Here is a 20,636-nt window from a genome sequence, read left to right as displayed (position 1 = left end):
AATGATTATCGAGACCAGTCACAGAGAACATTAATATCAGCTGAAAATTAATGTATGGTTTTAATCAGTGTTCACCTGATTGATGAAGTATTTGGGACCGCGTCACCATATAGACGTCAATAAGTGTCTGCAGCTGCAGAAAATTAGGTGGTACCACGGAACTCCGTCCTTTTATTAGGATGGAGTTTTTTGTTTTTAATAATATTTTTAAATATGAGGAGTGACGGGCATGACACAGGAGATGGAAACAATCCAGCTTGAATTTAACGATAAATTAAGCACAATCGATAACAGTAAAGCACTCGCTGATCTACGCGTTGAATATTTAGGTAAAAAAGGCAAAGTAACCGGATTAATGAAAGAGATGAAAAATCTTTCTAATGAAGAACGTCCGGCTTACGGTCAAAAAGTAAACGAGCTGCGGACTCACATTGAGCAGCAAATCAGCGAACTTGAAACTGAACTGTCAAAACAGGCAATGGAGAAAAAACTGGCAGAAGAAACAATCGACGTGACTCTGCCGGGCCGTACGCTTGAAATCGGCGGTTCGAATCCGATTGACCGCATCGTAGAAGACATCGAGGATTTCTTTATCGGCCTCGGTTATGAAATTAAAGAGGGCTATGAAGTCGAGCAGGACTACTATAACTTTGAAGCGCTGAATCTGCCGAAGTCACATCCGGCACGCGATATGCAGGACAGCTTCTATATTTCCGAAGAGATTCTGCTCCGCACGCACACGTCACCGGTGCAGGCGCGCACGCTTGAAGCGCAAAATGGCGAAGGTCCGGTTAAAATTATCTGTCCCGGAAAAGTATACCGCCGAGACAGCGATGACGCGACGCATTCACACCAGTTTACGCAGATTGAAGGCCTCGTTGTCGATAAAAATATTCATCTCAGCGACTTAAAAGGTACGCTTGAATTATTTGCGAAAGAAATTTTTGGCGCAGACAGAGAAGTCCGTCTTCGTCCGAGCTACTTCCCGTTCACTGAGCCGAGCGTTGAAGTGGATATTTCATGCTTTAAATGTAAAGGCGCGGGCTGCAACGTCTGCAAGCAGACAGGCTGGATAGAAATTCTCGGTGCCGGCATGGTGCATCCGAACGTACTTGAAATGGCAGGCTTCGATTCAAAAGAGTATTCCGGATTTGCTTTCGGAATGGGGCCGGACCGCGTAGCCATGCTGAAGTACGGTATCGAAGATATCCGTCATTTATACACGAATGATTTAAGATTTATCGATCAGTTTATTCCGACAGAGGATGGAGGAGAATTAAATGAGAGTATCTAGAGAATGGCTGGAGACGTTTATCGATATTAAAGTGCCGACTGATGAACTTGCTGAAACTATTACGCGCGGCGGGATTGAAGTGGACGATCTTATCGATTACACAAAAGATATTAAAAAACTTGTTGTGGGCTATGTGAAGTCGGTTAAACCGCATCCTGAAGCGGACCGTCTCAACTTGTGCGAAGTAGATACGGGTGAAGAAACGACACAGATTGTCTGCGGTGCGCCGAACGTGCAGGCAGACAGTTACGTTATCGTCTCGAAAGTCGGCGGCAGACTGCCGGGCGGCATTAAAATTAAACGTGCCAAACTCCGCGGTGAAGTGTCGGAAGGCATGATCTGTTCATTAGAAGAAATCGGTGTAAAAGAAGAATTTGTGCCGGCTGAATATCAGGGCGGCATCTTCATGTTCAAGTCAGAGCAGACACCGGGCGAAGATGCGCTTAATGCTTTGTATCTGGATGATCAGGTGCTTGAATTCGACTTAACACCGAACCGTAAAGATGCACTGTCGATGATCGGCGCAGCATACGAAACGCGCGCCCTGTTCGGCGGCGAAGTTGAAGTGCCGGAAGCGTCAGTTTTTGAAGCTGATGATCTTGTGACAATGTCAGTTGAAAACGAAGATGCTGAAGCAGTGCCGTTTTACGCAGTCCGTGAAGTGCGCGATGTTGAAATTAAACCTGCGCCGTTATGGATGCAGATCCGGTTAATTAAAGCGGGGATTCGTCCGATTAATAACGTCGTTGATATTTCTAACTACGTCTTAATGGAATACGGCCAGCCGCTCCATATGTTTGACCGCGACCGCATCGGTTCTGATAAAGTCGTGACGCGTTTTGCACGTGAAAACGAGAAGTTCACGACGCTCGACGGCAAGGAACGCACGCTGAATACTGAAGATATCGTCATTACGAATGGCGAGGTGCCAATCGCTCTCGCCGGTGTCATGGGCGGCCGGGATTCAGAAGTGACAGAGCAGACAGTGAACGTTGTCATTGAGTCGGCTTTATTCGACCCGGTTAAAATCCGCAAAGCGAGCAGCCGCCTGAACCTTCGCAGTGAAGCATCACAGCGTTTCGAAAAAGGTGTCTCGCACGAATTTATTTTACCGGCGGTAAACCGCGCAGCATACTTATTAGAAAAATATGCAGGCGGCAAGACGCTTAAAGGTATTGCATCGGAAGGACAGCTCGATTTGGAGCCGGGTGTGATTCAGACATCCGCGGACTTTATCAATAACCGTCTCGGTACGGAACTGACGGTGGCTGAAATTCTCGGGACACTGCAAAGACTGGGTCTCGGCGCGGAAGAGAAAGACGGTGCAATTGACGTACTGATTCCGTCACGCCGCGACGATTTGAAAATTCCTGAAGATATTTCCGAAGAAGTGGCGCGTATTTTCGGTTACGATAATATTCCGTCCACACTGCCTGAATACTCGGTCATTACACCGGGGCGTCTGTCAGATGAGCAGCAAGAAGTCCGCGTGATTAAACGTCAGCTGAATGCGCAGGGCTTCTCGCAAGCGATTAACTACGCGCTCACCAGCAAAAAGCGCATCGGCGAGTTTACGACGCTGACTGATTCACTCGCACTGTTAATGCCGATGAGTGAAGACCGCGCAGTGCTTAGAAATTCACTTGTGCCGCACCTGGTGGATAACGCGACTTACAACGTCAACCGCCAGCAGAAAAATGTGTCACTGTTTGAAATCGGCAAAATTTTTAAGACGAACGGACAGGATCAGCTGCCGGATGAAATTGAAATGCTGGCAGGTATCGTAACAGGCGACCAGCATAAGACTGCCTGGACGAATACATCGGTGCCGTCTGATTTCTACACGGTAAAAGGTGTACTCGAGTCACTGTTTGAAAAACTCGGGCTCGTTGACCGCGTAACTTACAAACAGTCATCTGTACACGATGAACTCCACCCGGGCCGCACGGCAGAAGTCTATCTGGACGATAAAGTCATCGGCTTCGCAGGCGAACTGCACCCGCAGTACGCTGAAGATCATGACCTCGGCCAGACGGCAGTTTTTGAAATTAACCTCGCAGAAGTACTGCGCGTTAAAACAGGCAGCATACTGTATGAATTCCTGCCGAAATATCCGTCGATGTCACGCGACGTTGCGCTGGAAGTTGAAAGCGGCGTGCAAGTATCTGATATTATCGGGAAAATTAAAACTGCGGCGCCGAAATATTTAGCGGACGTTTATCCGTTTGATGTATACGAAGGCGAGCATATCGCAGACGGCAAAAAATCTGTCGCCCTGCACCTCACATATTTAAACAAGGAAAAAACGCTCACCGATAAAGATATCGAAGCACTTCACACTCCTGTTGAAGAGGCTTTAAAAGAAGCGGGCTATATATTAAGAGGATAAAATAAAAAGAAGCAGAGACGAAATTTGTCTCTGCTTTTTTGCTTGATGGATGGTGAATTGCCGGGCAGTTTGCATTAGTGATGAAGATTTTGCGCTGGGTTATGCGTTTTGAGGCCGGTTTTGCATTAGTCTGGTCATTTGTGATTACACAAATGCATGAAAACGAGCAAGGTGGCGATAAAAACCATGACCCTGCTCATAATGAAGGCAGAAACGAGCAAGGTGGCGATAAAAATGATGACCCTGCTCATAATGAAGCCGAAAACGTGTAAGGTAGCGATAAAAATGATGACCTTGCTCATAATGAAGGCAGAAACGAGCAAGGTGACGATAAAAACCATGACCCTGCTCATAATGAAGGCAGAAACGAGCAAGGTAGCGATAAAAACCATGACCTTGCTCATAATGAAGACGAAAACGTGCAAGGTGACGATAAAAACCATGACCCTGCTCATAATGAAGGCAAAAACGAGCAAGGTGGCGATAAAAATGATGATCTTGCTCATAATGAAGGCAGAAACGAGCAAGGTCACTCCTAAAACGTCAACCTTGCTCAGCATGGAGGACTAAAAAGAAGAAAAACCCCCAAAATGGAGAGAACTCCCAAAAATCAGCTGCACTTATCATCAAAATCATCCGCAAACCCAATCCCGGCACCATTTTAATTCCTTGTATTAACATTAGGGGATAAGTATAATAAACTATTGAAATAGGTAAATGTGTGAGAAATTTTATCGAGATGGGGGCAATGTAATATGAGCGGAAAGAAAACACGCATTGCTGTAAAAATATACAATGAGTATTATACGCTGGTCGGCCGCGAGAATGAGGACCATCTGAGGCGGGTGGCTGATGCGGTCGACAGTAATATTACGGCGATTGCTGCTAAGAGTCCGGGGCTCGATACGACAAGAAAAGCGGTGCTTACGGCTTGTAATATTATGGATGATTATATAAAGTTAAAAGAAAAATACGAGGCGCTGGAAAAAGAACACAGCGCGCTTAAAAAAGGGAACTAGCTTATGACTTTGATACTTCTACTTATACTATTAATCGGACTGATTGCCGGTTACCGTCGCGGGGCAGTACTCCAGTTTATGCACCTGCTCGGTACAATATCGGCAATCGTCATTGCTTCATTAAATTATGAAACACTCGGCAGCAGATTTTATTTAATCATGCCGTACCCGTCCACTGCCCAGGAGAATCCGAATCCGGTGCTCAGCGAAGTCGGTAATTTTGAATATGCCTACTATTATATGTTTGCTTTCTTTATTATTTTTATCGTCAGCAAAGTAGTGATTCAGATTATCGTTAGCGGATTTGATTATTTCCAGCAGGTCACAACCGGAGGACTTGCGACCAGCATTACCGGTACAGTGCTCGGCCTCATCGAAGCGGTGTACTTTATCGTTGTAATACTGTTTTTCGCTGCAACGATTCCTTATCTGCCCCTGCAGGAAGCTCTGGCGGAATCGGGCATTGCCTCATTTATAATGGAACACACATTTATAATATCGGACAAATTAATAGAATGGATACAAGTAGAGTCATAGAGATATGGCTCTTTTTTCGGAGGTAGACATGAATAAAAAAGATGTAATCAGGCTGCTCGAAAAGATAGCAGTATATATGGAACTGAATTTGGAGAACCCTTTTAAAGTTTCCGCCTACAGAAAGGCGGCGGCGTCTTTAGAAACTGACGGAAGAACCCTCGGGGAAATTCCTGATTTCAGCGCGCTGAAAGGTATCGGCAAAGGGACTAACGAGGTGATTACTGAGTTCGTTCAAACAGGCGAGTCATCGGTCTTAAAAGAATTAGAAGATAAAGTGCCGAGCGGCCTGATCCGCATGCTGAAACTCCCGACGCTCGGGCCGAAAAAAATTGCGAAAATTCACGACGAACTCGGCATCAGTACGCTGGAAGATTTAAAAGCGGCCTGCGAAGCTAATAAGGTCAGCACACTTACAGGCTTCGGCAAAAAGACGGAAGAGAACATTTTAAAATCGATAGAATCGGTGCTGACCAGACCTGAACGCTATCCGCTTGCCCGTATATTAAAATTTAAAAAAGTAATTACGGACGTCATCGAGACGATTCCGGGCGTCGAACGCTACGATATGACGGGCAGCGGCCGCCGGACGAAGGAGACGTCGAGAGATTTGGATTTTATCGTCAAAGTGGAAGATTATGAACTGTTTACCGAAACGATGGTCAGCCAGAGTTTCGTAACAGATGTAGTGTCCCGGGGCGATAAGAAACTGTCGATTGAAATCGAGCACGATTTCGAACAGATTAACGTCGATTTCAGGTTTGTAAACGGCGAAGAATATATTTCAACGCTGCAGCATTTCACAGGTTCAAAAGACCATAACGTAAAAATGCGCCAAATCGCGAAAGCGCGCGGTGAAAAAATAAGCGAATACGGCGTTGAAACAAAAGAGGGCGTAAAAACTTTCAGCACGGAAAGAGAGTTCTACGAACACTTCGACCTGCCTTATATTCCGCCGGCTATGCGGGAAACGGGCAAGGAAACCGATATCGGCATTAAAGAAATCGTTAAACCGGAAGATATTAAAGGAGACCTGCACATGCATACCGTCTACAGCGACGGCGCCTACAGTGTGAGGGATATGGTAGAGGCGGCAAGGCAAAAAGGCTATGAATATATCGTGATTACCGATCACTCGAAAAGTCTGCGGGTGGCCAACGGCTTAAGCGACGAACGTCTGCTTCAGCAGCTCGAAGAAATCAGGGAGATCGATGCGGAATATGATGATATCGACGTTTACAGCGGTACTGAAATGGATATTTTAGCCGACGGCACACTCGACTATTCAGACGAAATATTACAAAAACTGGATTACGTCATTGCCGCCATTCATTCGAGTTTCCAGCAGTCTGAAGAACAAATTATGCACCGTCTGAAAACGGCGATGGATAATCCTTACGTGCGGCACATAGCTCATCCGACGGGGCGCTTAATCGGCGTTCGGGACGGGTATCCGGTAAATATGGACGACTTGTTTCTTTATGCACAGAAGACAAATACGGTGCTTGAAATTAACGCCAATCCGCAGCGTCTTGATCTGTCTTCAGAAGTCATTCATAACCGCGATGTTATGTTTACAGTCAACACCGATGCACACCATACCGATCATTTCGACTTTATGAAGTACGGCGTGGCTACGCTGCAGAAAGCCTTCGTGAAAAAATCGCAGGTATTGAACACATGCACAAGGGAAGAATTTAAAGCATTTATTAAAAAAGGTAAGCAGAGTGATATAAATGAATGACAAAACATTCACCAAACTGGAATTCGATAAAATTCTCGAATCCGTCAGAACATTTGCAGTCAGCGATAAGACGAAAGAGAAACTGAATTTTTCAATCGTCGAAACTGACTTAGCTACAGTAGTTAAAAATATAGAAGAAGTTGACGATGCCTCGGCTATGCTCCGTTACCGCCACGTTGAACTCGGAGGGATCAGCGACATTAAACCCTTCGTCAAGCGGGCGGAAATCGGAAGCATTTTAGGCGTGAGCGATTTTAATAAAATTAAATCGCTTTTAAACAGAAAGCATATGTTAGCGGGTCTCGTGAACGCTTTTGAAGAAGATGAAATCTTTCTGCCGAATATTAAACCGTATATCGCAGAACTTGAAGACATTCATTTTCTCTACAAGCGTATAACGGAAACTGTCGATGAAGTAACTGTCCTTGACCACGCGTCACCTGAACTTCTCCGTATTAGAAGGAGGATCGGTGCGGAAGAACAGAAAATCCGCGAACGCTTAAACGATATCGTCAGAAAAAATCAGCGCAAGCTCTCCGACAGTATTATCACCATGCGGAACGGCCGCTATGTGATTCCGGTCAATGTGGATTACCGGAGCGAATTTAAAGGCATTATCCACGACTCGTCACAGAGCGGACAGACGATTTATGTCGAACCGACAGCAATCGTTGATATGACGAATAATATTACGCGCTTAAAAGAATCTGAAGAAGCGGAAATCACCCGTATTTTAAGCGAACTGACAGAACAGGTCAGCACAGTCGCGCATGATTTATATGAACATAATATAAATCTGCATCATATTGATTTCGTCTTTGCGAAAGCGAAATACGGTGCGCATATTAAAGGAACGAAACCGCTGATTGCAGATGATGAAAGCATCCGTTTAATCGGTGCCTTCCATCCTTTAATCGACAGTGATACGGTCGTGAAAAATGATATCGTCGTCGAACCGGAAACAAAAGCCGTTATTATTACCGGACCGAATACCGGCGGTAAAACAGTAACGATTAAAACAGTCGGCTTATCCGTCTTAATGGCGCAGGCCGGTATTCCGATTCCTGCCCGCGACGGCTCTGAGATTTCAGTCTTTAAAAATGTCTATGCAGATATCGGTGACGAGCAGTCGATCGAGCAGTCACTGTCGACTTTCTCAAGCCATATGGTAAATATCGCTGACATTTTAAAGCGCGTTGACAGCGATTCGCTGGTTATTCTGGATGAGCTCGGCGCGGGCACAGACCCTGAAGAAGGTGCTGCACTCGCCATCAGCATTATTGAATACCTGCTCGAAAAACAGTCAAAAATTATTTCAACGACGCATTATCCTCAGCTGAAATCGTTTAGCTATACGCGCGAAGATGTTATCAATGCGAGTGTCGAGTTCGACGTGAGCACTTTATCGCCGACCTACAGACTGTTAATGGGCATTCCGGGTAAATCAAATGCCTTTGAAATTTCCGAGAAGCTTGGCCTTAGCACCAGTGTAATTGACCGGGCACGGAAGCTCACGGGCCGCGATAACATGGAAGTCAACGAAATGATTACAGCACTCGAGCGCCACACAACACTTGCGCGCGAGCACGAGCAGGATACACAGGAGCTGCTGAGAGAAGCTGAAAAACTGCAGAAGGAACTGAAAGAATCGAATGAGCAGTTTACCAACTTTAAAGATAAATTAATTAAGAACGCTGAAGATGAAGCGAACCGCATCGTTAAACAGCGGGAACTTGAAGCGGCGGAAATTATTAAAGAGCTTGAAATGATGAAGGAGCTTGGTGCGGACAGCATTCAGGAACACGAACTCATCAAGGCTAAAAAAGAATTATCCGACAGTTATTACGCGCGTGACATTAAAAAAGACATCCGCAATGAAAAAGAAGAAACCCTGCAGACCGGCGATGAAGTCGATGTGCTGACTTACGGACAGAAAGGTGAAATCATCGGTCTTAACGGCGATGAAGTCACTGTGCAGATGGGTATTATTAAGATGAAGCTCGACAAGTCAGAAGTGAAGAAAAGAAAAGCGAAAAAAGCTGAAAAACCGGTGACCATCCGGCAGAATAAGACCCAGGTCAGCCGAACGCTTGATCTTCGCGGCGAGCGTTATGAAGATGCTTTAATTCGTCTCGAGCACTATCTTGACCAGGTGCTTCTGTCGAACTACGCAGATGTCGAGATTATTCACGGAAAAGGCACCGGCGCCCTGCAAAAAGGTGTGCAGCAGTATTTAAAACGCCATCCGAAAGTAGCTTCCTTCCGGGGCGGCATGCCGAGTGAAGGCGGCTTCGGCGTAACGATAGTCGAAATGAAGTAGGTGATCCCGGTGGATAACTTTGATATGTATAAACTTGCGAAAGTACTTATTGTTATCAGTGTGATAATGTTTATAAGCGGCATTGTTTACCTGATATATTTCGCCTAAGCAATACCGTTGAGTGACAAATTGAATTGTTGTATAATGAAATCATTACAAATATGGAGGTAGTTTTAGATGGCTATTATTGAAGTGAACGACGCAGGATTTAAAGAAGAAATTGGTAGTGGAATTACATTAGTAGACTTTTGGGCACCATGGTGCGGGCCTTGTAAAATGATCGCTCCAATCCTTGAAGAATTAGCGCCTGAAGTTGAAGGCAAAGCTAATATTGCTAAATTAAATGTTGATGAAAACCAAGCTACAGCAAGCGAGTACGAAGTAATGAGTATTCCAACTTTAATTCTTTTCAAAGACGGCGAGCCTGTTGACAAAGTAGTTGGATTCCAGCCTAAAGAACAACTTGCTGCATTAATAGAAAAACATGCTTAAATTTTAAAGCCGCCATTGAGGCGGCTTTTTTTATGAAGAAGGGATGAATCATGTCTGAACTTAAATTGAAACTATCAGTCCTGCCTGTTGAACCCGGCTGTTACTTAATGAAAAACAGCGATGGTGAAATTATTTATGTGGGCAAGGCGAAAAACCTGCGAAACAGGGTGCGTTCGTACTTCACCGGCGCGCATGATGAGAAAACGATGCGGCTCGTAGCCGATATCGTCGATTTCGATTTTATCGTTACGCAGTCGGAAGTCGAATCGCTCCTCCTGGAAAATACTTTAATTAAAAAACATCTGCCGAGATACAACATCCTGCTGAAAGATGATAAAAGCTATCCTTTCATTAAAATTACGAAGGAAAAACATCCTAAGCTGGTTGTCACGCGGACGGTAAAACCGAAAACCGGCAAGTTTTTCGGACCTTACCCGAACGCCTACAGCGCGCATGAAACGAAAAAGCTGCTGGATCGTATATATCCGCTCAGAAAATGCAACGTCATGCCGGATAAACTCTGTCTGTACTATCATATCGGCCAATGTCTCGGTCCTTGTGTGTTTAACGTTACAGACGAACAAAACCAGAAGATGATAGACGGCATCACAAACTTTTTAAACGGCGAAACTGACGAGGTAATGGCGGAACTGAAAGAAAAAATGCAGGCAGCTGCTGAAGAGCTCGAATTTGAGAAAGCGAAAGAATACCGGGATCTGATGGGGCATATTGAAAATACTATGCTGAAGCAGAACATGCTGACAGCCGATATGACCGCGCGCGACTGTTTCGGCTACGCGGTGGATAACGGCTGGATGTCGGTATCGGTGCTCTTTATCAGAAGCGGTAAATTAATCGAGAAAAAAGCGGAAATGTTCCCGATGAATGACTCAGCGGAGGAAGAGTTCTTTAGATTTATCGTACAGTTTTACGATTTGAATTCGAATCTGATGCCGAAAGAAGTGCATATTCCTAAAGAATTTAACGTCTCGCTGCTGGACGAAGCGCTGCCGGCAAAAGTGAAAGCACCGGCGCGCGGGGCAAAACGCGAAATGGTGGATCTTGCGATTAAAAATGCCGGCATCGCCATCGAAAATAAATTCGAAATGATTGCGCGCGATGAAGAGCGGACGATTAAAGCGATCGAGACCCTCGGCGACGTTATGAATATCGAAACACCGCGCCGCATCGAAGCGTTCGACAACTCAAATATTCAAGGTGTGGACCCGGTCAGCGTGATGGTGTCCTTTATCGACGGGAAACCTTCGAAGAAGGACTACCGCAAATATAAAATTAAAACGGTCAAAGGGCCGGATGACTATGCCTCGATGGCTGAAGCGGTCAGACGCCGCTACACGCGCGTCTTAAAAGAACGGCTGCCGCTTCCTGATCTGATTATTGTTGACGGGGGAGTCGGCCATATGAATACGGTTAAAGGGGTGCTCTTGAACGAACTGTCGCTCGATATTCCGGTGGCAGGTCTTGCGAAAAATGACAAACACTCGACGGCGGAACTGCTCTACGGAGATCCGGCGGAAATTGTCCCGATGAAAAAGAACTCGCAGAGTTTCTATCTTCTCCAGCGGATTCAGGACGAAGTACACCGATTTGCAATTTCATTTCACCGGAATACGCGCCGGAAAACGTCAATTGTGTCCCAGCTGGATAATATCGAAGGGGTCGGACCGACCCGGAAACGAAAGTTACTTTCAAAATTTGGTTCAATCAAAAGGATGAAGGAAAAGAATGTGAGCGACTTCACAGAGATAGGAATTCCGAAAAATGTAGCGGAAAATATAGTTGAGAAACTGAATGAACAGGCGTAAGGCTACGAATGTAAAAGAAAAGTGTAAAAGATTAAACGGTATCTTGATTTGTAAAATTATTACGGGTAAAATAAGAGTTAAAGTTTGTTGACAAATAGTTAGGGGGGTCTTTTGTGTCGAATCAAGATTCAGGTTTTTACATTCGCAGATTACATTCATTGCTCGGAGTTATTCCGCTGGGGGTATTTTTAATCCAGCACTTGCTCGTGAACTTTACCGCTACATACAGTGAAGAAGCATTTAACTTCGCTGCAGGTATTATGGGTAACCTGCCGTTCGTTATTCTGCTTGAAATTTTCATCATTTACTTACCAATTCTGTTCCACGGTATCTACGGTATTTATATCGCTTTTACTGCTAAAAATAATGTGGGCAGATACGGAACATACCGCAACTGGATGTTCCTGCTTCAAAGAATTTCCGGTGTTGTGGCGTTTATCTTCATCGCGGTGCACGTTTACCAGACTCGTATTCAAGTCTTTTTAGGTGAAGAAGTAAACTTCCAGATGGTTGAACAGATTGTTGCAAATCCATTCTGGCTTGTATTCTGGATTGTCGGTGTGGTTGCAACGGTATTCCATTTTGCAAACGGTTTATGGACGTTCATGATTACATGGGGTATTACGCAGTCCGACAAATCACAGCAGGTTATGAGCTACATTGCAATTTTAATTTTCTTAATAATTTCTACAATTGGAGTAATGGCAATTTTTGCGTTTGTATAAAAGGAGTGTAAATAATGGCGGATAATAAAGTAATCGTTGTCGGCGGGGGACTCGCAGGGTTGATGGCAACGATCAAAGCAGCAGAATCTGGTGCGAATATAGATCTATTTTCAATCGTTCCGGTTAAACGTTCACACTCGGTGTGTGCACAAGGCGGAATTAACGGGGCAGTAAACACGAAAGGTGAAGGCGACTCACCGCTGATTCACTTTGACGATACTGTATACGGTGGAGACTTTTTAGCAAACCAGCCTCCGGTTAAGGCAATGACAGAAGCAGCGCCGAAGATTATCCATCTTCTTGACCGCATGGGTGTAATGTTCAACAGAACGCCTGAAGGTCTGCTTGACTTCAGACGTTTCGGCGGAACGCTTCACCACCGTACAGCTTACGCAGGTGCAACTACTGGCCAGCAGCTTCTGTACGCGCTCGATGAGCAGGTGAGGAGCTTTGAAGTTAAAGGACAGGTCGACAAGTACGAAGGATGGGAATTCCTCGGTGTTGTCGTAGACGATGAAGGCAAAGCACGCGGTATTACAGCTCAGGAAATTACAAGCGGTGAAATTAAAACCTTTAAAGCTGACGCTGTGATTATGGCGACGGGCGGCCCTGGTATTATCTTTGGTAAATCGACGAACTCGATGATCAACACAGGATCAGCGGCATCGATCGTTTATCAGCAGGGTGCAGTATACGCAAACGGTGAATTCATTCAGATTCACCCGACAGCAATCCCGGGAGACGATAAACTCCGTCTGATGAGTGAATCAGCACGCGGAGAAGGCGGACGTGTCTGGACTTATAAAGACGGCAAGCCATGGTACTTCCTCGAAGAAAAATATCCGGACTACGGTAACCTCGTACCCCGCGATATCGCAACACGTGAAATCTTTGACGTGTGTGTGAACCAGAAACTCGGCATTAACGGCGAAAACATGGTTTATCTTGATTTATCACATAAAGATGCACATGAACTCGATGTAAAACTCGGCGGAATTATTGAAATCTACGAGAAATTTACAGGCGACGACCCGCGTAAAGTACCGATGAAGATTTTCCCGGCGGTACACTACTCGATGGGCGGTCTGTATGTAGACTACGATCAGATGACAACGATTCCAGGGCTGTTTGCAGCGGGCGAATGTGATTACTCACAGCACGGCGGGAACCGCTTAGGTGCGAACTCACTGCTGTCAGCAATTTACGGCGGTATGGTTGCAGGACCGAAAGCGATGGAATACGTGAAGACACTTGAGACTTCCTACCAGGATCTTGATGAGTCAGTTTACGAGAGACATGCTCAGGCTGAGCAGGAGAAATTCGACAACATCCTTGCGATGGACGGTACGGAAAACGCTTATGTAATTCACAGAGAACTTGGTGAAATCATGACAGCTAACGTAACAGTAGTTCGTCATAACGATAAATTGCTTGAAACTGACAAGAAAATCTTAGAGTTAATGGAGCGCTACAAACAAATCAACATTAACGATACTAAGAAATGGAGTAACCAGGCGGCCTTCTTTACACGCCAGTTATGGAATATGCTTGTCCTTGCGCGCGTGATTACTATCGGCGCATACAACAGAAACGAATCGCGCGGTGCACACTTCAAACCGGAATTCCCGGACCGCAACGACGAAGAATGGCTGAAAACGACTAAAGCATACTACGAAGGACCGGCTGAAGCACCGAGATTCGAATACGAAGACGTTGACGTGAGCCTGATTCCGCCGCGTATTCGTGACTATTCAACTAAACATTAGTAGAAGGGGATGGCTAAATAAAAATGAGTACTACAGCAACTGAAACAAAAACAATAAAGCTAAGTATCAAACGCCAGGAAAATCCGGAAACTAGCAGTTACTGGGAAGAGTTCGAAATTCCATACCGTCCGAATATGAATATCATCAGTGCGCTTATGGAAATTCAAAGAAACCCGGTCAACGCAAAAGGTCAGAAAACAACACCGGTAACATGGGACGCGAGCTGTCTTGAAGAAGTCTGCGGCGCATGTTCAATGGTTATCAACGGCACGGCGCGCCAGTCATGTACTGCGCTCGTTGACCAGTATGAGCAGCCGATTAAATTAGAACCGATGAGCACTTTCCCTATAGTGAGAGACCTGCAGGTAGACCGTTCATTCATGTTCGATAACTTAAAACGCGTCCAGGCTTGGGTGCCGATCGATGGTACTTACGACCTTGGACCAGGACCTAGAATGCCTGAGAAAAAACGTCAGATCGCGTATGAATTATCTAAATGTATGTCTTGCGGTGTATGTTTAGAAGTTTGTCCGAACGTTAACAGCAAATCTAATTTCATGGGCGCAGCACCAATTTCACAAGTGCGTCTGTTCAACCTTCACCCGACAGGCAGCATGTCTAAAAACGAAAGACTAGATGCACTAATGGGTACAGGCGGCATCGCAGAATGCGGAATGGCGCAAAACTGTGTCGAAGCATGTCCAAAAGGTATTCCTTTAACGACATCAATCGCATCAATGCAGCGCGAAACAACATTCCACATGTTCAAATCATTCTTCGGAAGTGACCACGAAGTTAACTAATATTTATACTGGTAAGGCGAGATCCCCGCTGATGCGGGGGTCTTTTTTGTTTGAGGAGTTTTTGTCCATGTGATGAGCAAGGTCGTCGTTTTTGTCGCCACCTTGCACGTTTCTGCCCTCATAATGAGCAAGGTCGTTGTTTTTGTCGCCACCTTGCACGTTTCTGTCTTCGTAATGAGCAAAGTCGTTGTTTTTGTCGCCACCTTGCACGTTTTTGTCTTCGTAATGAGCAAGGTCGTTGTTTTTATCGCCACCTTGCACGTTTTTGTCTTTGTAATGAGCAAGGTCGTTGTTTTTGTCGCCACCTTGCACGTTTTTGCCCTCATAATGAGCAAGGTCATCGTTTTTATCGCCACATTGCACGTTTCTGCCTTCATAATGAGCAAGGTCATCGTTTTTGTCGCCACCTTGCACGTTTTCGCCTTCATAATGAGCAAGGTCATCTTTTTTATCGTCACCTTGCACGTTTTTGTATTAGTTATAAGGAAAACGAGCTCACTAATGCATATCTAACCCCCAAACGCATTAGTATCGATAAAAATCAGCAGACCAATGCAAAATTCCCCCATACGCCTGTATTTCCACACCAATCTGCGGTACTATTTTCATAAAGAACCACCTCATTCCAAAATAAGGGCGTGATTCCGCAATGATTATGAAATTATCCTATTCAATTATAGGTATGTCCATAACAGGGGCTCTGCTGATCATCTCGATACCTTTCTTATTCAACAATCCGATAGGAAATATCTTGTATTTTATAATTGCAATTCTCGCAGCGGCCTTAATATTTTTCACCGTTACGTCAATCAGAACCCGCCGCAAATTAGATGAAGAATTTAAGCAGAAGTTTTATTAAAGAGCAGACCGCGATGTCTGCTCTTATTCATTTTCACCATCCGCACCAAACGCATCCGCCCATCTTCCTATTTTTTTCTTTCGATTTACGTTATTATATTGATAAAGGATGTTTAAGGGGACTGGCTACTATGTATGATGAGCAGGAGACTAAATCAATTGAAAAATCGTTGCGCTACATCGCGTCGCATGTCCGGGTGAACGGCAGGGAAATTCTAAAGCATCATGATATTTCGCCGCTCCAGTTTGTTGCGCTGCAGTGGGTGGGCGACAAGGACGGCATTACCATCGGCGAACTTGCGACGAGACTGTACCTTGCGCACTCGACGACGACGGATATTGTCGATAAACTCGAGAGCGGCAATTACGTGAGACGTGACCGTTCCGATAAGGATAAACGCCTCGTGCTTGTGAGCATGGAGGAAAAAGGCAGGGAGATTATCCAGCAGGTCATCGATAAACGGATCGATTATATTGCGAAGATTACGGCGAACCTGGATGAAGCAGAACGTAAAATTCTGCCTGCAGCACTGGAGCATGTTCTCAGGGAAAGCGAGAGAATAACATATGAATAAACCGATAGGCATTATGGATTCGGGGGTCGGCGGGCTGACGGTAATGAAGGAAATTATTCACGCCCTGCCGAGCGAGGAAGTGTATTATTTTGCGGACAGCCTGCACTGTCCGTACGGACCGAAAAGTCAGGAGGATGTTAAACGCTACACGGCAGAGGCCGTGGAGTTTTTAATTAATAAAGGCGTCAAAGCCGTCATTATCGCCTGCAATACGGCGACGGCGGCAGTGATGCCGGAGCTCCGCGATGAAATTGATATTCCGGTTTACGGGGTAATCAATCCGGGTTCCCTCGGTGCGCTCAGAAAGAGCGATAATAACGAAATCCTGCTTTTAGCGACCGAAGGCACGATAAAATCCGGCGCCTATGAGCAGGGCATTTTAAGTTTTGATCAAGATGTAAAAATTCACAATCTGGCCTGTCCGGAATTTGTGACGCTGATCGAAAGCCTGGATTATGAAAATCCGGATATTACAAGACGGACCGTGGCAGAAAAACTCGCGCCCTACAGAGAGATTAAGGCGGATACGGTCATTCTCGGGTGTACGCATTTCCCGATTATCGAAAAGTATATCGATGAGTTTTTTAAGGGAGAAAAGCATATTATCGATGCGGGATTTGAAACGGTGTCGGTTGCGCTGGTGCAGCTGCATAAGAAGAAACTGCTGACAGCGGATAACAAATCACCGGTTCATAAGATCTTTATCCACGGAGAGAATCAGCGTTTTGAAAAGGTAATGAACAGCTGGATTCCGAATATAGATTACAGCATCGAAAATATTTTATTACAGGAGAGTTATTAATGACAAAAATAGTTATAGCAAGCGGAAACCAGGGAAAAATTAACGACTTTAAAGCAATATTTGAAGGCTTCGAAGTTGTCGGCATCAAAGAATTATTACCGGAATTTGAAGTTGAAGAAACCGGGACGACTTTCAGAGAGAACGCGATTTTAAAATCCGAAGCAGCTAAAGAAGCATTAAACCTGCCAGTCGTGAGCGATGATTCGGGCCTGTCGGTGGAAGCGCTGGAGGGTAGACCGGGCGTATATTCTGCACGCTATTCAGGCGAAGGTGCGACAGATGAAAAGAACAATCAAAAACTGCTCGAAGAGCTGGAAGGCATCGACAACAGAGCTGCATATTTCACATGTGTGCTCGCTTTATCGATTCCGGGAGAAGAAACGCTTACTTATGAAGGCACTTTAGCCGGTGAAATTTTACATGAACCGCATGGCGATAAAGGCTTCGGCTACGATCCTCTGTTTAAAACGCTGAAGGGAATTTACCTCGGCGAGATTACTTCCGAAGAAAAAGGGGAAATCAGTCATAGAGGGAAAGCACTCGAAAAATTAATGAATGATACGAAAGCATTCGACAAGTTAAAAAAATAGGGGGATTTACAGATGAGAGTTTTAGTCATTAGCGACAATCACAGTGAAAGAAATATTTTAACTGAAGTGTATGACACGGTAAAACCCGACGCGGCGATTCATCTCGGCGACAGTGAATTTCCATATGACGACCCGGACATGGAAAAATTTCTGCGCGTTCTTGGCAATACTGACCGCGATGACACTTATCCTGAAACGGGACTTTTAGAAGAAGCAGGCATGTTTTATACGCACGGCCACCTGTTCGGCATTAAATCTGACCGTCATACCCTCGCGGAAAAAGCGGCGGAAACTGGCGCAAAATATGCGCTATACGGGCATTCCCATGTAGCTAAAATCGAGAAAATCAATGGCGTTTACGCGATAAACCCCGGCAGCATTACGTCTTCAAGAAATGAGTATCCGGAAAGCTATTTAGTCATCGACACGGATACACAAATCGCCTCGTACTACAGCCGGAAGCATAAGCTGATGGATGAATTTAACCTCGGCAGCTAAAAAAGGGGGATTTGCAGCATGAAAATCAAAATTAATGAAGATCTGGAACTGAAACAGGTTCAAGTAAATGAAAGAAAAGAAATGTTTAACCTGATTGATGAGAACAGAGTCCAGCTCCGTGAATGGCTGCCCTGGGTGGACTTTATGAAGACGCCGGAGCAGTACGGACCGATTATCAAAGAGTGGATCGAAACGAACGATGCCCGGTCGGCCTTAACGCTCGGAGTGTATTATCAGGGAGAACTCGCAGGCACTTGCGGTTTCAACACGATTGACGGACTCAGCAGGCGCGGTCAGATCGGCTACTGGCTCGCCGAAAAATATACCGGTACAGGGACGATGTCAAAAGCTGTAGAAGGATTAGTCAACTACGGCTTTCAGGAAATCGGCCTGCACCGGATAGAAATTATAGCGGGAACAGAGAATATAAAAAGCAGAAAAATTCCGGAACGGCTGAATTTTACCCAGGAAGCGGTTATGAAGGATTATGATTTTTTATACGACCATTACCATGACTGCGCGCTTTATCGTCTCTTAAAAACAGAGTGGTTAACGTAAAATTAACATTATATTAAAAAAACCAAAAAATGCATTGACTTTCACTATGCGCTCTGGTTATAATAACTATTGTGTTAATTAAGTCCTGGTAGCTCAGCTGGATAGAGCAATGCCCTTCTAAGGCATCGGTCGGGGGTTCGAATCCCTCCCAGGACGTCGATTCAAAACGAGGAAGTCCTTACGCCACATACGGTGTAAGGACTTCTTTTATTATACAGTGCCAGTTTTTTGCCAAAAATTCTTGTATTTTCGATTCTTCCACCTATTCATGCTTTTTATCACGTGTGTATAAATTTTCAATATGATGCTAACATAAGCATATCTTAAGCGCTTTGAAATGCATTTCACATCGACGTTTCTGCTAAATAGCTATTAAACATGCGTTTGCCTTAATTTGTGCAGTATGTATTTATCTTCGACACTAATTTCTTCTTGAACACGCTTAATGTTTTATTCACTGTGTTATTCGATACTCCAAACGATCTGTTTCACCCAACATTAAGTTTTTCGAAACTATGTCTAAAAAATCTTATATCTTCAGCTGACACTTTTACATAACGATTTACAGTCTTTGTTTTGGTGTCTGGAATTTTAGTCTGTGTGGATTGAAGGTGTCTTTACGAGTCAGCTATTTAAATTACAGAAACGCGCTCCATTCGCTGTTAAAATATAAATTATGAGATTCGATTTTCTCATCGTCTTCGTCATTACTACTTATTATGATATAGTACCTCTACTCAATAATATTTCCATTGACAGAAGCATGTAGTGCTCCTGATGCGATGCTAATCGTTGACTCGCCATCTTATGATTCTTTCATTGATTCGACTTCGTAACCTTCATAATGTGGATAATAACAGTTACAGATATATGAAAAGAAAATGAAAATTAGAATTAAATTAAATGTATACTACTATTAAAGGAGTGTTATATAATGAATGAGAATACAGTAGATAATAAAATGATAGAACTTTTTGAATCAGTTGCATTACTAGAAGTCGTTCATAACAATGGAAACATTAGTAGAGGTACAGGTTTTTTTGTTTCGTTAAGAAATGACTCTAGTATAACTCCCGTCATGGTTACTAATAACCATGTATTAAAAGATATTAAAACAGTAACTATTTATAAAGAAGCGGGAAATGATACTGTTAAAAAAGAAAAAATTGTATTGGATCAGGATGTCGAACAATTCATTATCAGACACGAAACAAAAGATTTATGTATGTTACTTATGGGACATTATAATAATTTGATGAAAGACAATGGAATATCTCTCAATGTTAGTTATATTGACGAAAGCATAATTGGATATGAGAGAAATATAAACTTTTTTTCCGATGCTATGATAATTGGTTACCCAAAGGGATTGTCAGAGCACAAATCGTATCATCCATTCATTTACACTGGAAAATTCGCTTATCCTCCTAGTCATAAATATAATGATGTAATTGATATGGTTTTAAATGTAGACTCCCACGGAGGGAATAGTGGTTCTCCTATATACGCATTAGATTTGAAGAATCATAATATGAATTTAATAGGAATTTTATCATCCGGCTATGCACCAATAATAAATGAAGAACTGAATCTTCGAGATAATTTGACTTTATCTATAGGTATTGATGTCAAAGCCTTAAAGGATATTAAGAAAAAAATTGCTGATTTATACAAAGATTTAACTGGAAATGATATAGATTAAAAAAGAGCGCTTAATGACGTGCTACCCAAAAGTTGAACTTTTGGATTTAGGCTGATTTCAAGGTATGTTTCCTGAATTGTTCAGGAGACATGCCTTTTAATTTTGTCTTGATTCTATATTTATTATAATAATTAATGTACT

The 20,636-nt window shown here is 44.0% G+C and carries 21 protein-coding genes and 1 tRNA gene; 19 read left to right on the top strand and 3 right to left on the bottom strand.

Annotation, left to right across the window (positions count from 1 at the left end):
* Positions 1 to 229 precede the first annotated feature (229 nt).
* Positions 230 to 1,294 carry a phenylalanine--tRNA ligase subunit alpha gene (pheS, locus tag IR135_RS07015; RefSeq protein ID WP_135098032.1) on the top strand — a complete coding sequence of 355 codons (1,065 nt, stop codon included), beginning with the start codon at positions 230 to 232 and terminating at the stop codon, positions 1,292 to 1,294.
* Complete coding sequence (pheT, locus tag IR135_RS07010; RefSeq protein ID WP_135098030.1) at positions 1,281 to 3,683, top strand: phenylalanine--tRNA ligase subunit beta; 2,403 nt, start codon at positions 1,281 to 1,283, stop codon at positions 3,681 to 3,683. Before pheS ends, pheT begins: the two co-directional genes overlap by 14 nt.
* Positions 3,684 to 3,817: 134 nt before the next feature.
* Here the strand turns inward: pheT and IR135_RS07005 are convergent, their stop codons facing one another.
* Complete coding sequence (locus IR135_RS07005; RefSeq protein ID WP_135098028.1) at positions 3,818 to 4,243, bottom strand: hypothetical protein; 426 nt, start codon at positions 4,241 to 4,243, stop codon at positions 3,818 to 3,820.
* A gap of 195 nt (positions 4,244 to 4,438) precedes the next feature.
* Between IR135_RS07005 and zapA the strand changes: the two genes are divergently transcribed.
* From zapA to sdhB, 9 genes are all read left to right on the top strand, one after another.
* Positions 4,439 to 4,702 (top strand): cell division protein ZapA, encoded by a 264-nt coding sequence (gene zapA / locus IR135_RS07000; RefSeq protein ID WP_135098026.1) that lies wholly within the window; start codon positions 4,439 to 4,441, stop codon positions 4,700 to 4,702.
* Positions 4,703 to 4,705: 3 nt separating this feature from the next.
* Positions 4,706 to 5,239 carry a CvpA family protein gene (locus IR135_RS06995; RefSeq protein WP_135098024.1) on the top strand — a complete coding sequence of 178 codons (534 nt, stop codon included), beginning with the start codon at positions 4,706 to 4,708 and terminating at the stop codon, positions 5,237 to 5,239.
* 28 nt (positions 5,240 to 5,267) lie between these two features.
* On the top strand, positions 5,268 to 6,980 hold the full coding sequence (polX, locus tag IR135_RS06990) for a DNA polymerase/3'-5' exonuclease PolX (RefSeq protein WP_135098022.1): 1,713 nt from the start codon (positions 5,268 to 5,270) through the stop codon (positions 6,978 to 6,980).
* Positions 6,973 to 9,300, top strand: coding sequence for an endonuclease MutS2 (locus IR135_RS06985; RefSeq protein WP_135098020.1), 2,328 nt, complete (start codon positions 6,973 to 6,975; stop codon positions 9,298 to 9,300). Before polX ends, IR135_RS06985 begins: the two co-directional genes overlap by 8 nt.
* A gap of 177 nt (positions 9,301 to 9,477) precedes the next feature.
* On the top strand, positions 9,478 to 9,792 hold the full coding sequence (trxA, locus tag IR135_RS06980; protein ID WP_115884176.1) for a thioredoxin: 315 nt from the start codon (positions 9,478 to 9,480) through the stop codon (positions 9,790 to 9,792).
* Between the two features lie 50 nt (positions 9,793 to 9,842).
* Positions 9,843 to 11,618 carry an excinuclease ABC subunit UvrC gene (gene uvrC / locus IR135_RS06975; RefSeq protein WP_135098018.1) on the top strand — a complete coding sequence of 592 codons (1,776 nt, stop codon included), beginning with the start codon at positions 9,843 to 9,845 and terminating at the stop codon, positions 11,616 to 11,618.
* A 113-nt stretch (positions 11,619 to 11,731) separates the two neighbouring features.
* Positions 11,732 to 12,343 carry a succinate dehydrogenase cytochrome b558 subunit gene (locus IR135_RS06970; RefSeq protein WP_135098016.1) on the top strand — a complete coding sequence of 204 codons (612 nt, stop codon included), beginning with the start codon at positions 11,732 to 11,734 and terminating at the stop codon, positions 12,341 to 12,343.
* A 14-nt stretch (positions 12,344 to 12,357) separates the two neighbouring features.
* On the top strand, positions 12,358 to 14,109 hold the full coding sequence (gene sdhA / locus IR135_RS06965; protein WP_135098014.1) for a succinate dehydrogenase flavoprotein subunit: 1,752 nt from the start codon (positions 12,358 to 12,360) through the stop codon (positions 14,107 to 14,109).
* A 23-nt stretch (positions 14,110 to 14,132) separates the two neighbouring features.
* Complete coding sequence (gene sdhB, locus IR135_RS06960; RefSeq protein WP_135098012.1) at positions 14,133 to 14,912, top strand: succinate dehydrogenase iron-sulfur subunit; 780 nt, start codon at positions 14,133 to 14,135, stop codon at positions 14,910 to 14,912.
* Between the two features lie 3 nt (positions 14,913 to 14,915).
* Here the strand turns inward: sdhB and IR135_RS06955 are convergent, their stop codons facing one another.
* Positions 14,916 to 15,326 (bottom strand): hypothetical protein, encoded by a 411-nt coding sequence (locus tag IR135_RS06955; RefSeq protein ID WP_135098010.1) that lies wholly within the window; start codon positions 15,324 to 15,326, stop codon positions 14,916 to 14,918.
* A 235-nt stretch (positions 15,327 to 15,561) separates the two neighbouring features.
* Between IR135_RS06955 and IR135_RS06950 the strand changes: the two genes are divergently transcribed.
* From IR135_RS06950 to IR135_RS06915, 8 genes are all read left to right on the top strand, one after another.
* Positions 15,562 to 15,771, top strand: a complete 210-nt coding sequence (locus tag IR135_RS06950; protein ID WP_135098008.1) for a hypothetical protein — start codon at positions 15,562 to 15,564, stop codon at positions 15,769 to 15,771.
* A 130-nt stretch (positions 15,772 to 15,901) separates the two neighbouring features.
* Positions 15,902 to 16,345 (top strand): MarR family winged helix-turn-helix transcriptional regulator, encoded by a 444-nt coding sequence (locus tag IR135_RS06945; protein ID WP_135098006.1) that lies wholly within the window; start codon positions 15,902 to 15,904, stop codon positions 16,343 to 16,345.
* Positions 16,338 to 17,147 carry a glutamate racemase gene (gene murI / locus IR135_RS06940; protein ID WP_135098004.1) on the top strand — a complete coding sequence of 270 codons (810 nt, stop codon included), beginning with the start codon at positions 16,338 to 16,340 and terminating at the stop codon, positions 17,145 to 17,147. The genes IR135_RS06945 and murI overlap by 8 nt, the downstream gene beginning before the upstream one ends.
* Entirely contained in the window at positions 17,147 to 17,737 is a 591-nt protein-coding gene (locus IR135_RS06935; protein WP_115884185.1) for an XTP/dITP diphosphatase, read from the top strand. Before murI ends, IR135_RS06935 begins: the two co-directional genes overlap by 1 nt.
* A gap of 12 nt (positions 17,738 to 17,749) precedes the next feature.
* Complete coding sequence (locus tag IR135_RS06930) at positions 17,750 to 18,235, top strand: metallophosphoesterase family protein (RefSeq protein ID WP_135098002.1); 486 nt, start codon at positions 17,750 to 17,752, stop codon at positions 18,233 to 18,235.
* Between the two features lie 18 nt (positions 18,236 to 18,253).
* On the top strand, positions 18,254 to 18,793 hold the full coding sequence (locus IR135_RS06925) for a GNAT family N-acetyltransferase (RefSeq protein WP_135098000.1): 540 nt from the start codon (positions 18,254 to 18,256) through the stop codon (positions 18,791 to 18,793).
* An 82-nt stretch (positions 18,794 to 18,875) separates the two neighbouring features.
* Positions 18,876 to 18,949, top strand: a tRNA-Arg gene (locus tag IR135_RS06920).
* Between the two features lie 778 nt (positions 18,950 to 19,727).
* Complete coding sequence (locus tag IR135_RS06915; protein WP_135097998.1) at positions 19,728 to 20,495, top strand: trypsin-like peptidase domain-containing protein; 768 nt, start codon at positions 19,728 to 19,730, stop codon at positions 20,493 to 20,495.
* A gap of 46 nt (positions 20,496 to 20,541) precedes the next feature.
* On the opposite strand, the gene IR135_RS06910 is transcribed toward IR135_RS06915, so the two are convergent.
* Positions 20,542 to 20,631, bottom strand: a complete 90-nt coding sequence (locus IR135_RS06910; RefSeq protein ID WP_416212699.1) for an IS3 family transposase — start codon at positions 20,629 to 20,631, stop codon at positions 20,542 to 20,544.
* Between the last annotated feature and the right edge of the window lie 5 nt (positions 20,632 to 20,636).

The sequence above is a fragment of the Jeotgalicoccus nanhaiensis genome, from assembly GCF_015235105.1.
GTDB lineage: Bacteria > Bacillota > Bacilli > Staphylococcales > Salinicoccaceae > Jeotgalicoccus > Jeotgalicoccus nanhaiensis.
The sequence above is the reverse complement of the archived record's forward strand: the minus strand, read 5'-3'. Positions and strand labels throughout refer to the sequence as shown.